The 12,277-nt window shown below is 73.5% G+C and carries 14 protein-coding genes; 11 read left to right on the top strand and 3 right to left on the bottom strand.

Annotation, left to right across the window (positions count from 1 at the left end; translation table 11 throughout):
- Positions 1–25 precede the first annotated feature (25 nt).
- Entirely contained in the window at positions 26–1,168 is a 1,143-nt protein-coding gene (locus tag BJZ21_RS12715; RefSeq protein ID WP_179664090.1) for a D-alanine--D-alanine ligase, read from the top strand.
- A gap of 18 nt (positions 1,169–1,186) precedes the next feature.
- Here BJZ21_RS12715 and BJZ21_RS12710 read toward each other — a convergent pair whose 3' ends face one another.
- Positions 1,187–1,675 (bottom strand): DUF3515 family protein, encoded by a 489-nt coding sequence (locus BJZ21_RS12710; protein ID WP_179664089.1) that lies wholly within the window; start codon positions 1,673–1,675, stop codon positions 1,187–1,189.
- A gap of 33 nt (positions 1,676–1,708) precedes the next feature.
- Entirely contained in the window at positions 1,709–1,945 is a 237-nt protein-coding gene (locus BJZ21_RS12705) for an Lrp/AsnC ligand binding domain-containing protein (RefSeq protein ID WP_179664088.1), read from the bottom strand.
- Between the two features lie 116 nt (positions 1,946–2,061).
- Here BJZ21_RS12705 and BJZ21_RS12700 point away from each other — a divergent pair, with 116 nt between their 5' ends.
- Positions 2,062–3,021 (top strand): thiamine-phosphate kinase, encoded by a 960-nt coding sequence (locus BJZ21_RS12700; protein WP_179664087.1) that lies wholly within the window; start codon positions 2,062–2,064, stop codon positions 3,019–3,021.
- Between the two features lie 628 nt (positions 3,022–3,649).
- On the opposite strand, the gene rpmB is transcribed toward BJZ21_RS12700, so the two are convergent.
- Positions 3,650–3,835, bottom strand: coding sequence for a 50S ribosomal protein L28 (rpmB, locus tag BJZ21_RS12695; protein WP_179664086.1), 186 nt, complete (start codon positions 3,833–3,835; stop codon positions 3,650–3,652).
- A 220-nt stretch (positions 3,836–4,055) separates the two neighbouring features.
- On the opposite strand from rpmB, the gene BJZ21_RS12690 reads away from it, so the two are divergent.
- The 9 genes from BJZ21_RS12690 (at position 4,056) to BJZ21_RS12650 (ending at position 12,249) form a co-directional block, all read left to right on the top strand.
- A complete protein-coding gene (locus tag BJZ21_RS12690; protein ID WP_179664085.1) occupies positions 4,056–5,753 on the top strand; it encodes a DAK2 domain-containing protein in 1,698 nt (565 codons plus the stop codon).
- 40 nt (positions 5,754–5,793) lie between these two features.
- A complete protein-coding gene (locus BJZ21_RS12685; RefSeq protein ID WP_179664084.1) occupies positions 5,794–8,034 on the top strand; it encodes an ATP-dependent DNA helicase RecG in 2,241 nt (746 codons plus the stop codon).
- Positions 8,035–8,053: 19 nt separating this feature from the next.
- Entirely contained in the window at positions 8,054–8,671 is a 618-nt protein-coding gene (gene rsmD, locus BJZ21_RS12680; protein WP_179664083.1) for a 16S rRNA (guanine(966)-N(2))-methyltransferase RsmD, read from the top strand.
- A 3-nt stretch (positions 8,672–8,674) separates the two neighbouring features.
- A complete protein-coding gene (gene coaD, locus BJZ21_RS12675; protein WP_179664082.1) occupies positions 8,675–9,172 on the top strand; it encodes a pantetheine-phosphate adenylyltransferase in 498 nt (165 codons plus the stop codon).
- A gap of 379 nt (positions 9,173–9,551) precedes the next feature.
- Complete coding sequence (locus tag BJZ21_RS12670) at positions 9,552–9,992, top strand: YceD family protein (RefSeq protein WP_343052126.1); 441 nt, start codon at positions 9,552–9,554, stop codon at positions 9,990–9,992.
- A 42-nt stretch (positions 9,993–10,034) separates the two neighbouring features.
- Positions 10,035–10,220, top strand: a complete 186-nt coding sequence (gene rpmF / locus BJZ21_RS12665; protein ID WP_135080093.1) for a 50S ribosomal protein L32 — start codon at positions 10,035–10,037, stop codon at positions 10,218–10,220.
- Positions 10,141–10,992, top strand: coding sequence for a ribonuclease III (gene rnc, locus BJZ21_RS12660; protein WP_179664081.1), 852 nt, complete (start codon positions 10,141–10,143; stop codon positions 10,990–10,992). Before rpmF ends, rnc begins: the two co-directional genes overlap by 80 nt.
- 24 nt (positions 10,993–11,016) lie before the next feature.
- Positions 11,017–11,967, top strand: coding sequence for a bifunctional DNA-formamidopyrimidine glycosylase/DNA-(apurinic or apyrimidinic site) lyase (gene mutM / locus BJZ21_RS12655; RefSeq protein WP_179664080.1), 951 nt, complete (start codon positions 11,017–11,019; stop codon positions 11,965–11,967).
- Positions 11,968–12,042: 75 nt separating this feature from the next.
- Positions 12,043–12,249, top strand: a complete 207-nt coding sequence (locus BJZ21_RS12650) for a hypothetical protein (protein WP_179664079.1) — start codon at positions 12,043–12,045, stop codon at positions 12,247–12,249.
- Positions 12,250–12,277 lie beyond the last annotated feature (28 nt).

The following is a 12,277-nucleotide window of genomic DNA, read 5'->3' as shown; positions in this document are numbered from 1 at the left end:
ACTCTAGGCCGCTAGTGTCGGGCCGGTGAACGAGCCCACCGTCCCGGACTCCTCCGGGACCCGCAAGCCCCGCGTCGCCGTCGTGTTCGGCGGCCGTTCGAGCGAGCACGGCATCTCGTGCGTCACGGCCGGCAGCGTGCTGCAGGCCATCGACCGGAGCCGGTACGACGTGGTCCCGGTCGGCATCGCCCCCGACGGCCGTTGGGTGCTGGAGTCCGGCGACCCCGAGCGGCTGCGGATCGAGAGCGCCGACAAGCTGCCCTCGGTCGACGCCGCCGGCGCCTCGGTCGCGCTGTCCCAGCACGTCGGCTCGACCGACCTCGTCGTCACCGAGCCGTCCGAGCCGCCGCGCACGCTCGGCGAGGTCGACGTCGTCTTCCCGCTCCTGCACGGCCCGTGGGGTGAGGACGGGACCATCCAGGGCATGTTCGAGATGGCCGGGGTGCGCTACGTCGGCGCGGGCGTGCTCGCCTCCGCGGTGAGCATGGACAAGGCCTACATGAAGGTCGTGCTGCAGGCCGCGGGGCTGCCGGTGATGCCGTCGGTGACGGTCACCGCCCGGGAGTGGCAGCGCGACCCGCAGGGCTGTCGCGAGCGCGCCGCTGGGATCGGCTACCCGCTGTTCGTCAAGCCGGCCCGCGGCGGGTCGAGCTTCGGCATCTCCAAGGCCCACGACGCCGCGGAGCTCGACGCGTGCGTCGAGGAGGCGATGCGCCACGACCCCAAGGTGCTGCTGGAGGTCTCCGCCGAGGGCGCGCGCGAGGTCGAGTGCGGCGTGCTGCAGGCCTTCGACGGCAGCCCGGAGACCAGCGTGCCCGCGGAGGTGCGGGTCCAGGGGGAGCACGAGTTCTACGACTTCGCCGCCAAGTACCTCCCCGAGGAGGCCACCGAGCTCGACATCCCGGCGAAGCTGGCGCCGGAGAAGACCGCCGAGCTGCAGTCCCTGGCGGCGAGGGCCTTCGAGGCCGTCGGCTGCGAGGGCCTGGCCCGCGTGGACTTCTTCGTGATGCCCGATGAGTCGTTGGTGGTCAACGAGATCAACACGATGCCGGGCTTCACGCCGACCTCGATGTACCCCCAGATGTGGGCGGCCAGCGGCGTGGACTACCCGGCGCTGGTCGACCGGCTGATCGGCCTGGCCCTGCAGCGCGACACCGGCCTGCGCTGAGGGGGGCGACCCGCCGCCTCAGTGGCAGTGCTCGACCAGCCGCAGGTCGCGGTGGACGACCTCCCCGATCTCGGCGGCCGCCTGCACGAACCCGTCCGGCCGGTACCCGCCGGGCAGGAACACCTGGACCCGCGGGCGGTAGCCCACCGCGGTCATCGTCACGTCCCGGGTCTGGTCGTCGGACATCAGCACGGAGTCGGGGACGTACCACTCCATGTCCGCGGTCTGGATGCAGGTCGAGGTGTTGTTGAAGCCCGCCGGCACGGGGACCCCGCAGGTGAGCACGATCGCGGGGTCACCCCACGCCGCGCCGAGATGCTCGTCCCCGGAGACCTCGCGCCGCTCGTGACCGGCGACGGTCCTGGGGAGGTCGTCGACCAGCTTGCGGCAGGCCGCCGCGTCCGCCGAGGGCATCGAGGGGGCGTCGATCTCGACCGCGCCTCCGCCGCAGCCGGCGAGCAGCGCCAGGCAGCCGCACGCGACGGCGCCCCGTGTCCACGTGGACACGGGGCGCCGGCGGGTGGAGCGTGGGTCGCTCACTCAGATGTGCACGACCGGGCAGGTCAGCGTGCGCGTGATGCCCTCGAGGTTCTGCACCTTGGAGACCACGAGCTTGCCGAGCTCGTCGACGTTGCGGGCCTCGGCGCGCACGATCACGTCGTACGGTCCCGTGACGTCCTCGGCGAGCGTGACGCCCTTGATCTGGGCAATGGCGGCGGCGACCTCGGCGGCCTTGCCGACATCGGTCTGGATCAAGATGTACGCCTGGACGACCATCGTGGACTCCTCGTCTGTACGGGGCTCGTGTGCGGTCAACCTACCGTGCCCGCCGCGGCCCGCGATAGGCGCGCCCAGGTGCCGCGGGGCGGCACCGATCTGGTGGGATGGTCGCCATGGCCTTCCCCCCTGACGCCACCCTCGCCGACGTCGGCGAGTTCGGACTCATCGCAGCCCTCACCGAGCTCTTCGCCCAGGGCGAGCAGGTGCTCGTCGGCCCCGGTGACGACGCCGCCGTGCTGCGCGTCAAGAACGGGCACGTGGTGGTCTCCACCGACCTGATGGTCGAGGGAAGGCACTTCCGGCGGGAGTGGGCCTCGGCCGAGGACGTCGGCCACCGCGCCGCTGCCCAGAACCTCTCCGACGTCAACGCCATGGGCGGGCGTGCCAGCTCGCTGACGATCGGGCTGGCGGCGCCGGCGGACCTGCCGGCGCAGTGGGCGCTGGACTTCGCCCGCGGCTTCGCCGACGAGTGCGCGGCGGTCGGGGCGAGCGTGGTCGGGGGCGACGTGACCCGCGCCGACCAGGTGGTCATCGCGGTGACGGTGCTGGGCGCCTGCACCGAGGCGCCGGTGCTCCGCTCGGGGGCCGAGCCGGGTGACGTGGTCGCGCTGTGCGGCCGTCAGGGCTGGGCCGCGGGCGGCCTCGCGGTGCTCGGGCGGGGGTTCCGCTCGCCGCGGGTGCTGGTGGAGGCCTACCGCCGACCGGAGCCGCCGTACGACGCGGGCCGGGCGGCGGCCGAGGCCGGCGCGACCGCGATGATCGACGTCTCCGACGGGCTGCTCGCCGACGCCGGGCACGTGGCCGAGGCGTCCGGGGTCGCGATCGACATCCACCGGGCCGCGTTCGCGGTGCCCGACCCGCTCCAGGCGGTGGGCGCGGCCCTCGGCGCCGACCCGCTGCAGTTCATCCTCGGCGGCGGCGACGACCACGCACTGCTCGCGACCTTCCCGGACGACGCGGTCCCCGCCGGCTGGACGGTCGTCGGCGCCGTGGCCGAGGCGGGCCCCGACGGCCCCGCCGTCACGGTCGACGGCGCGGCGTACGACGGCCCGACCGGCTGGGTGCACTTCTGACCACGCCGAGTCGGCGCTCGTTGACACCCCCGGGCCCGCCGAGTCGGCGCTGCTTGACGGGCGAGTACGCCGAGTCGGCGCTGTTTGACGGGCGGATACGCCGAGTCGGCGCTGCTTGACCTGCTGCGCGCTCCTCCCACGACGAATCATCCCTCCAGGGGGAGGCGACACCTGTGGTCGATGGGGACCGTGTGCACAGGAGACGAGGAGAGGGGCTGCCGATGGTCGTCATGATCGGACACGCCGGTGTCTACCTGATCCTGGCGCTGGTGTTCCTGGCCATCATCGGGGGCGGGGTCTACCTCGCCTACCGGAGGAGCCGCTAGCCGGTGCCGGAGATGGCTCAGCTCGCTGCGTTCTGCGGGCCATGGGCACGTCGTCGAGTCGGCGCAGGTTGACGGGCAGGTACGCCGAGTCGGCGCAGGTTGACGCGATCGAGCGTCAACGAGCGCCGACTCGGCGTACCGCGCGTGTCAATGAGCGCCGACTCGGCGTACCGCGCGTGTCAATGAGCGCCGACTCGACGGACCGAAGGTGTCAACGAGCGCCGACTCGGCGTGCTTGTGGACACAAAGCAGAAGACCCCCGAGAGCCGCGGAGCAGCTTTCGGGGGCCTTCGTGGGTTACGTCAGCGGGTGACCTTGCCGGCCTTGAGGCAGCCGGTGCACACGTTGAGGCGCTTGGGGGTGCCGTTCACGGTCGCCCGGACGCGCTGGATGTTGGGGTTGAAGCGACGATTCGTAATCTTGCGCGACCACGGCCGGTTGTGACCGAAGCCCGGCTTCTTGGCGCAGATGTCACAGACGGCAGCCACCGTGAACTCCTGAAGTCGAGGTTGCAGAACTAGGGGCCCGCGGCAGCGGGCAACCGGACGAGGATATCCGATGCTCCCGTCCGCGGGCGAATCGAGGACCGGAGGACAAGCTGCCCGCCGGGGCCTCGCCCTCATCGTCGCACGTCCTATCCTGTGTCCTCCACCCGGCGCGGGGACGTCCCGCGCCGGGGCACGGGGTCCGGTGACACGAGGGCAGGCGATGGAAGTTCCGCACGGGGGCACGATCGAGCTCGCCGTCGTGCAGCGATTCGTCGAGATCGCCACCGACGCGCTGGCCGGCGCCCGGGAGGAGATCGACGCCCTCAACGTCTACCCGGTGCCCGACGGCGACACCGGCACCAACATGTTCCTCACGGTCTCCGCCGCCCGGGAGGCGCTGGCGCAGGCCGCCGGCGGCGACTCCGACGCGGGGCGGACCACGGCGCTCGCCGCCTGCAGCCGCGGTGCGCTGCTCGGCGCCCGCGGGAACTCCGGGGTGATCCTCAGCCAGATGCTCGGCGCCATCTGCCACCGGCTCGCCGAGGCCCGGCCGGGGGAGCGCAACGCGGTCGTGATGGCCGAGGCGCTCGAGCGGGCCGCCGACGCCAGCTACGCCGCGGTCGGCACGCCGGTGGAGGGCACCATGCTCACGGTGGTGCGCGCGGCCGCGGCCGCGGCCCGCGGCCGGGCCGAGGACCCCGCCGCCCGCTCCCGCGACGTGTTCACGACGGCGGCCGCCGCCGCCCGCGAGGCGCTCGCGCGCACCCCCGAGCAGCTCCCCGCACTGCGGGAGGCCGGCGTGGTCGACGCGGGCGGGCGCGGGGTGAGCGTGATCCTCGACGCCGCCGAGACCGTGCTGACCGGCCGGCGGCCGGCTGCGGTCACCGGACCGCGGGGCCCGCTGGGCAGCCACCACATCCCGGTCCCGCACCCGGCGGAGGCCGGCGACCTCACCGCCGACGGTCCCGCCTACGAGGTGATGTACCTCCTCGATGCCGAGGAGGGCCGCATCCCCGCGCTGCGCAAGGCCCTGGCCGCCCTCGGGGACTCCCTCGTGGTCGTGGGCGACGAGGGCCTGTGGAACGTGCACGTGCACGTCGACGACGTCGGCGCCGCCCTCGAGGCCGGCATCGAGGCCGGCCGGCCGCACCGGGTGCGGGTCACCCACTTCGCCGAGCAGGTGTCCTCCGCCGCCGAGCAGGCCCGCGGGTCGCGGGACGGGCGGCGGATCGTCGCGGTCGCCGCCGGCCCCGGGCTGGCCGCGCTGTTCGAGGAGGCCGGGGCCACCGTGGTCGTCGGCGGCCCCGGGCGCCGCCCCTCGGCGGGCGAGCTGCTCGAGGCGATCACCGGCTGCGGTGCGGCCGAGGTGGTCGTGCTGCCCAACGACGCCGACTCGGTGCGGACCGCCGAGATCGCCGCGCGCACCGCCGAGGAGGACCACGGCGTCCGCGTCACCGTCATCCCCACCCGGGCCCAGGTCCAGGGGCTCGCCGCGCTGGCGGTGCACGAGCCGGGCCGCGCCTTCGCCCAGGACGTCCTCGAGATGACCGCCACCGCCCGGCACGCCCGGCACGGCGCCGTGACGGTCGCCGCCCGGCGGGCGATCACGATGGGCGGCCCCTGCGAGCCGGGCGACGTGCTGGGCGTCGTCGAGGGCGACTTCGCGCTGGTCGGCCACGACCTGCTCGCGGTGGCGACCGGCGTCCTGGACCGGCTGCTCGGTGGCGGTGGCGAGCTCGTCACGATCGTCGCTGGGACGGTCGACCCCGCCGAGCACGCCGCGGCGTACGCCGGGGTGGACCCCGGGGACCTCGCCGCCTGCTGTGCCGCCTGGGTCGAGGCCCACCACCCCGCTGTCGACGTCGTGGTGTACGACGGAGGCCAGGAGCGCTACCAGCTCCTGGTGTCGGTCGAGTGACACCCAGCAGTCGGGCGTCGGAAACGATGCGGAGCCGCGCATGATCACCCCCTCCTCGCCGATCGAGGCCGTGCTGGGTGCCGGGATCAAGCCCAAGAAGCGCCAGCGGATCGTCGACGGGCTCGGCCTGCACACGGTGGGGGACCTGCTGCGGCACTTCCCCCGGCGCTACCTGGAGACCGGCCGGCTGACCCGGGTCGAGGAGCTCGAGGAGGGGCGGCTCCTGACGCTGGTGGGTGACGTGGTGACCAGCACGGTCAACACCTACAACGACCGCCGCACCGGCCGCCCGGCGTACCGCCTCGACGTGACCGTGCGCACCGACGGGCCGCGGCTGCGGATGTCGTTCTTCGCCAAGAGCCGGCGCACCGCGGAGTGGAACGCCGGCCGGCTGGCCCCCGGGACCCGGGGCATCTTCCTGGGCAAGCTCGGCAGCTTCCGGGGGGAGTGGCAGCTGACCAACCCGCAGACGGTGCTGACCGGCTCGGAGGAGGAGAGCGCCGCGCAGATGTCGCTGGACGCGCTGGGGGAGTACTACCCGATCTACCCGCTCACCCACGGCGTCGACTCCTGGGACCTGCAGCGCGCGGTGACCTTCGCGCTCACGGTCCTCGACGACGTCCCGGAGCTGCTGCCCGCCGAGGTGCGGGAGCGCTACGACGTCCTCGACGCCCGCACCGCCTACGACTGGATCCACGCCCCCCACGACCTGGGCCAGGTGGGCCGGGCGCAGCGCCGGTTCCGCTTCGAGGAGGCTCTGGTGACCCAGCTGGTGCTGGGCCGGCGCCGCCGCGAGCTGACCGCGCTGGGCGCGCAGGCCCGCACCGGCGACCAGGGGTCGCTGCTGAAGCGCTTCGACGAGCGGCTGCCGTTCGAGCTCACCGCCGGGCAGCGGGAGGTCGGCGCCGAGGTCGAGCGCGAGCTCGGCCTGCCCCACCCGATGCATCGGCTGCTGCAGGGCGAGGTCGGGTCCGGGAAGACCGTCGTGGCGCTGCGCGCGATGCTGCGCGTCGTCGACTCCGGCGGGCAGGCCGCGCTGCTGGCCCCCACCGAGGTGCTCGCCCAGCAGCACCACCGCTCGATCACCGCGATGCTCGGCGACCTGGCCGCCGGCGGCATGCTCGGCGGCGACCCCGACGCCACGACTGTGGAGCTGCTCACCGGCTCGATGGCCAAGGGCCAGCGCACCGGCCCGCTCTCCCGGATCGCCAGCGGCGAGGCCGGCATCGTCATCGGCACCCACGCGCTGCTCGAGGACACGGTGATGTTCGCCGACCTCGGGCTCGTGGTCGTCGACGAGCAGCACCGCTTCGGCGTCGAGCAGCGTGCCGCGCTGACCGACAAGGCCGGCACCCCGCCGCACGTGCTGGTGATGACCGCCACCCCGATCCCGCGGACGGTGGCGATGACGGTCTTCGGCGACCTCGAGACCTCCACGCTCACCGAGCTGCCCGCCGGGCGGGCGCCGATCCAGACCAACGTCGTCCCGCTCGCCGACCGCCCGCAGTGGGTCGACCGGGTCTGGGAGCGGGTGCGCGAGGAGGTCACCAAGGGCCACCAGGCCTACGTCGTGTGTCCGCGCATCGTCCGCGACGAGCTGGAGCAGGGGGAGCACGACCAGCTCGACCTCGACGAGGAGGGCAACCTCGTCGTCGACCGGACCGGCACCGGCCTGGCCTCGGTCGCCGACGTCTCCGCGGACCTCGCCGACGGGCCGCTGCGCGGCCTGCGGATCGGCGTGCTCCACGGCCGGCTGCCGGCCGAGGAGAAGGACCGCACGATGCGTGCCTTCGGCGCCGGGGACCTCGACGTCCTGGTGTCCACGACCGTCATCGAGGTCGGGGTCGACGTGGCCAACGCGACGGCGATGGTGCTGCTCGACGCCGAGCGCTTCGGCGTCTCCCAGCTCCACCAGCTGCGCGGCCGGGTGGGGCGTGGCGGGTTCCCGGGCCTGTGCCTGCTGCTCACCCGCGCCGAGGTCGGTTCGGCTGCCCGCGACCGGCTGGACGCGGTGGCCGCCACCACCGACGGCTTCGAGCTGAGCCGGGTCGACCTCGAGCAGCGCCGGGAGGGCGACGTGCTCGGCAAGTCGCAGTCCGGCTACCGCTCCAGCCTGCAGAACCTCCGCGTGCTGCGCGACGAGCAGACCATCCTCGACGCCAGGTCCGCCGCGGCGGACCTGCTCGACGCCGACTACGAGCTGCGCCAGGTCCCGCACCTGGCGGCGGCCGTGGTCGAGCTGGAGCAGTCCGTGGCGTCGGAGTTCATGGAGAAGTCATGAGGGACCACGGGGGCTGCACATGACGAGGATCATCGGCGGCGCAGCCGGCGGACGCCGGATCGCCACACCGCGGGGCTCCAGCACGCGGCCGACCAGCGACCGGGTGCGCGAGGCGCTGTTCTCGGCCGTGGAGTCGTGGTGCGGCTCGCTGCACGGGCTGCGGTTCCTCGACCTCTACGCCGGGTCCGGTGCGGTCGGGCTGGAGGCGTGGTCGCGGGGCGCGGGCGTGGTCACCCTGGTCGAGCAGGACCGCCGCACGGCGGCGCTGATCGCGGCGAACGCCAGGTCCCTGGGCTACCCGCGGGCCGACGTGGTGGCCGGGTCGGTCCCCACGACGCTGCGCCGGCCCCCGGCCGCGCCGTACGACGTGGTGTTCGCGGACCCGCCGTACCCGCTCTCAGAGGAGGCCGTCGCCACCGACCTGAGGGCGCTGGTCGACTGCGGGTGGCTGGTCCCGGGCGCGCTGGTGGTGGTCGAGCGCTCGGTGCGCAGCCCCGAGCCGGGCTGGCCGCCGGGGTTCGAGGACGTGCGCGCGAAGAAGTACGGCGAGACCGTGCTTTGGTACGGTCACGCCCCGTCGACCCAGCAGTCGACCCAGCCGTCGATCCCACCGCCCACGCCCCTGTCGGAGGAGTAGCCCGTGCGCCGAGCCGTCTGCCCGGGGTCGTTCGACCCGGTGACCAACGGTCATCTCGATATCATCGGCCGGGCCTCGCGGCTCTTCGACGAGGTCGTCGTCGGGGTCGGGGTCAACCGGTCGAAGAACCGCCTGTTCAGCCCCGAGGAGCGGATCGCGATGCTCGAGGAGGTCTGCCGCGACTTCGCCAACGTGCGGGTGGCCGGCTTCCAGGGGCTGCTGACCGACTTCTGCCAGGAGCACGACATCCACGCGATCGTGAAGGGGCTGCGCGCGGTCAGCGACTTCGACTACGAGCTGCAGATGGCGCAGATGAACGCCTCGCTGGCGCCCGTCGAGACCGTGTTCGTGCCGACCAGCCCGGAGTACTCCTTCCTCGCCTCCAGCCTGGTCAAGGAGGTGGCGACCTTCGGGGGAGACGTCTCCGGTCTGGTCCCGGGCTCGGTGCACGAGCGGCTCGTCGCCCGCCTCGCGGAGCGCGCCGCGGCCCGCGACGACTGATCCCGCCCCCCAGGACACCCCGGGACACCCCGGGGCACGCCGAGTCGGCGCTCGTTGACACCCAGGGGTACGCCGAGTCGGCGCTCGTTGACAGCCCCGGGCGTCAACATGCGCCGACTCGGCGACGTACTTGGCCCCGAGCCGGGCGTCAACATGCGCCGACTCGGCGCCCGGGGGTAGAGCGGTTTTGCTCCCTCGGCAGCGCGACAGGTACGATTCCCGACGATCTGTTTGTGCCCGGAACCGGAAAGTCAGTCCCCTGAGCAAGTTGGACCCGAGAGCGCCGCTCGTGCTCGATACACGCGAGCTCGGCCGCCGCCCGGGGTCCCAGCGCGAGGTGACACGGACCGTACCGGCACCGGCAGATCTGGGCATCGAAGTGCTCCGTGTCCCCGAAGGTTCACAGGTCGAGCTCGACCTGCGGCTGGAGGCGGTCATGGAGGGGGTGCTGGTCACGGGCGCGGCGCATGCCGGGCTCGAGGGCGAGTGCGTGCGGTGCCTGGAGCCGATCTCCGAGGAGTTGGAGGCGGGTTTCCAGGAGCTGTTCGTCTACGACGACCCTGACCACCGCACCACCTCCGAGGAGGACGACGAGGTCAGCAAGCTCGAGGACGACCTGCTCGACCTCGAGCCCCTGCTGCGGGACGCGGTGGTGCTCGCGCTACCGTTCCAGCCCAAGTGCCAGGACGACTGTCCCGGACTGTGTCCCGACTGTGGGGCCCGTCTGGCCGACGACCCCGACCATGGGCACGAGGCGCCGGTCGACCCGCGGTGGGCCAAGCTGACCGAGCTCGAGCAGCAGCCCGAACGACCTGAGTAACGAGACGGCCGGAGATCCCGGTCCTGGTTTGAGGAGATAACAGTGGCAGTCCCGAAGCGGAAGATGTCGCGGAGCAACACGCGTCACCGTCGCTCGCAGTGGAAGGCCGTCGCGCCTTCCCTGGTGACCTGTGCGAACCCTGCCTGCGGTGCCAAGCACCTCCCGCACCGTGCGTGCGGCGAGTGCGGTCAGTACGGCGCCCGGGCCGACCGTCGTCAGGTCCTCTGAGTCGGGTCCCGGTCCGCTGACCAACTACGACGCGCTGCGAGCAGCCCTCGGGAATCCTGAGCTGGATCCCGAGCTGCTCGAGCGCGCCCTGACCCACCGGTCCTACGCCTACGAGAACGGCGGCCTGCCGACCAACGAGCGCCTGGAGTTCCTGGGCGACTCGGTGCTCGGCGTCGTCGTGACCGAGACGTTGTACCGGACCCACCCGGACCTCTCCGAGGGACGGCTGGCCAAGTTGCGCGCCGCGGTGGTCAACGCCCGGGCGCTGGCCGAGGTGGGCCGCTCGATCGGCCTGGGCGAGCACGTCAAGCTCGGCCGGGGCGAGGAGTCCACGGGCGGCCGCGACAAGGCCTCGATCGTCTCCGACACCGTCGAGGCGGTGCTCGGCGCGATCCACCTCAGCGGCGGCTTCACCGTCTCCGCCGAGGTGGTCCACCGGCTCTTCGACCCGCTGATCGAGGCGGCCTCGGCGATGGGTGCCGGCCTGGACTGGAAGACCTCCCTGCAGGAGCTCTCCGCCGAGCACGGCCTCGGCGTCCCCGAGTACGTCATCGAGGACGACGGCCCCGACCACATGAAGACGTTCACCGCGAAGGTCAGGGTCGGCGACGGGCTCTACGGCAACGGCATGGGCCGCTCCAAGAAGGAGGCCGAGCAGGCCGCCGCGGAGACGGCGTACGGCGAGATCGCCGCCGACCTCGGCGGCGAGCCCGCTGCCGGCACCGCCGTGGTCCGCTCCGCCGACCGCGCCAGCGGCGACCTGCCCGACTGACCGCCGGCCGACCCACCCACCACCGTGCCGGAGCTGCCCGAGGTCGAGGTCGTCCGTGCCGGCCTGGAGCGGCACGTCATCGGGGCGAGGATCGCCCGGGTCGACGTCCTGCACCCGCGCCCGGTCCGCCGCGACCCCCGCGGGCCCGCCGGGTTCGCGGACGCGCTGACCGGCCGCCGCATCGAGGCCGCCCGCCGGCGCGGCAAGTACCTCTGGCTGCCGCTCGACAACGGTGACGCGCTGCTGGGGCACCTCGGCATGAGCGGCCAGCTGCTGGTCCAGCCCCCGGACGCCCCCGCGGAGCGGCACCTGCGGGTGCGGATGGCGCTGGAGGGGGGCCCGCGAGACGCCGCGCCCCTCGCCGCCGCGACGACGACCGCCGGCGACCTCGAGCTCCGGTTCGTCGACCAGCGCATGTTCGGCGGTCTGTCGGTCTCCACGGGCGGCGCGGAGCTCCCGCCCGAGATCGCCCACATCGCCCTCGACCCGATGGACCCCGCGCTCGACGAGGACGAGGTGGTGCGCAGGATCCGGCGCCGGTCCTCGGGCATCAAGCGCCAGCTGCTCGACCAGAACCTGCTCTCCGGCGTCGGCAACATCTACGCCGACGAGGCGCTGTGGCGCGCGCGCCTGCACGGTGACCGCCCCGGCGAGCGGCTCACCGGCCGGCAGGTGCGCGAGCTGATCGGCCACGTGCGCGAGGTGATGACCGACGCGCTGCGCCAGGGCGGCACCTCCTTCGACTCGCTCTACGTCAACGTCAACGGCCAGTCCGGCTACTTCGACCGCTCCCTGCACGCCTACGGCCGCGAGGGCGAGCCGTGCGACCGGTGCGGCACCCCGATCCGGCGGGTGGCGTTCATGAACCGGTCGTCGTACTTCTGCCCCTCCTGCCAGCGCCCGCCACGGACCGTGCGGCCGCGTGCGGACCGGCTCCGCGGGGCGGCGTCCGAGGCCTTGCCTGCGCCGGATTGACCCGGCGCCGATCGAGTGGGACTCTTGAAGACGGCCCGCTACCGCGGGCTTCCCTCCCACCCGGAAGGCTCGCCCATGGCCAAGGCGCTGATCGGCTACATGAACAGCGACCTGCGGACCCCGGCTCGACTGACTGCCGAGAACGACCGGCTGCGCACCCGCGTGCGCGACCTCGAGTCGTTGGTCCGCCGACTCAGCGAGGAGAACGACCGGCTCGCGCAGGCGCAGGCCGCGCTGCTCGACCTGGAGTCCGCCTCGTTGTCGGAGATGCAGCCCGTCTGACCGACGGTCTGCCTCGCACCCAGCCCGC

Source organism: Nocardioides panaciterrulae, assembly GCF_013409645.1.
Lineage (GTDB): Bacteria > Actinomycetota > Actinomycetes > Propionibacteriales > Nocardioidaceae > Nocardioides > Nocardioides panaciterrulae.
Note: the sequence above shows the minus strand (reverse complement) of the source record. Positions and strands in the feature narration are given on the sequence as shown.

Excerpts from the sequence above, each read along its gene's own strand:
- BJZ21_RS12705 (WP_179664088.1), bottom strand. The coding sequence starts at position 1,945 with ATGGTCGTCCAGGCGTACATCTTGATCCAGACCGATGTCGGCAAGGCC.
- BJZ21_RS12700 (WP_179664087.1), top strand. The coding sequence starts at position 2,062 with ATGGCCTTCCCCCCTGACGCCACCCTCGCCGACGTCGGCGAGTTCGGA.
- BJZ21_RS12690 (WP_179664085.1), top strand. The coding sequence starts at position 4,056 with ATGGAAGTTCCGCACGGGGGCACGATCGAGCTCGCCGTCGTGCAGCGA.
- BJZ21_RS12685 (WP_179664084.1), top strand. The coding sequence starts at position 5,794 with ATGATCACCCCCTCCTCGCCGATCGAGGCCGTGCTGGGTGCCGGGATC.
- rsmD (WP_179664083.1), top strand. The coding sequence starts at position 8,054 with ATGACGAGGATCATCGGCGGCGCAGCCGGCGGACGCCGGATCGCCACA.
- BJZ21_RS12650 (WP_179664079.1), top strand. The coding sequence starts at position 12,043 with ATGGCCAAGGCGCTGATCGGCTACATGAACAGCGACCTGCGGACCCCG.